Source organism: Tessaracoccus bendigoensis DSM 12906 (assembly GCF_900141915.1).
In the GTDB taxonomy this organism is placed as follows: Bacteria; Actinomycetota; Actinomycetes; order Propionibacteriales; family Propionibacteriaceae; genus Arachnia; species Arachnia bendigoensis.
Genome location: NZ_FQZG01000153.1, coordinates 1 through 1,349 on the forward strand (window position 1 = coordinate 1; position 1,349 = coordinate 1,349).

The window sequence follows — 1,349 nt, forward strand, 5'->3', positions numbered from 1 at the left end:
CGCGATTATGCCGACAACCCCCCGACCCAACCAGTTCCGACAAGGGCAGACGTGGTCACGGTCGGCATAATCCACACGTCGGCATAAGCCATCAAATGCCGACATCGGCATTTGATCGCTTCGGTAGGGCCGTTGCTGGTGCCGGGTCGGTCGAAGAACGCGAGTACGTCGGCCGCACGTCGGTGGAGGGTCCGGCCCAGGCTGATGAGCTCGACGAGTTCCTTCGGGACGCCGCTGCTGATCGCGTCGATCACACCGTCGAGCAGGAACCGTCCCAGCTTCTTGTCGGGTTGCCGGTACGCCACGACGAGGCGCTGGTAGATGCTCCAGGTCGCGTGGACTTCGGCGTGCTGCTCGTTGGCGAACAGCCCCTCCAGACGGGCGACCTGCTTGTCGGTGAGGAGGTCGACACCGGTGAGCAGGGTGCGGCGGGCGCGGTAGAGCAGATCCCCGGCGCGGCCCCGATGCCCGCAGGTGTCTTGCTGGACGCGCTGTCGGCAGCGCGTGAGCGCTTCGCCGGCAAGCCGGACGACGTGGAACGGGTCCATCACGGCGGTCGCGTGGTGGAGTTCCTCGACCGCCGCGGTCTTGTATCCGGTGAAGCCGTCCATCGCGACCACCTCGATCCCGTCGCGCCAACCGTGGGGGCGGGCGGCGAGCCAGCTCTTGAACACCTGTTTCGAGCGGCCCTCGAGCATGTCCAACAAACGTGCCGAGCCGGTGCCGTCCCTGGTCGGGGTGAGGTCGATGATCACGGTCACGTACTTCTCACCACGGCGGGTATGGCGCCAGCAGTGCTCATCGACCCCGATCACCTTGACCCCGTCGAACCGGGCCGGGTCGCTGATGAGGACGCGCTGTCCTTCTGCCAGCACGGCGTCGTTGGCGGTGTTCCACGCGACGTCGAGACCGGCCGCGATCCTGGACATGCTCAGGTGTTGGACCACAAGTCCTTCCAGTCCCCAACGCAGCGCCGCGCGCGACAGCTTCGAACGCGGCTCGGCTGCGGCGCTGGTGTCTTGGCACCACACCCGCCCGCACTCGATGCACCGATAGCGCCGGAGCCGCACCTGCAGCACGGTCGGGCGCCACCCCAGCGGGACATGCGACAAGCGTCGCACCACCGAGCCACGGATGAAGCCCTGGCCGCCACAGTCTCGGCACCAGTCATCGGCCTCGACCGGGCGGCAGCCCAGGATCGCACGATCGGGCTCGATGCGCTGCCCGGTGACCTCCAACCCAAGGCCGTCGAGCCGGCAGAAACTAGTCAGATCAGGGCACGTGAAGGTAGCGTCGGACACGTCGAGGTCTTCCAGATGGGGAGCGTGAGAACTTCCATCTTCGGAGGG

At 67.0% G+C, this 1,349-nt stretch carries 1 pseudogene; it reads right to left on the reverse strand.

Annotated features, from left to right (window positions below):
- Positions 1 to 80: 80 nt before the first annotated feature.
- Positions 81 to 1,301, reverse strand: a pseudogene (locus BUC15_RS18865) (ISL3 family transposase); the annotation flags it as partial.
- Positions 1,302 to 1,349: the final 48 nt, after the last annotated feature.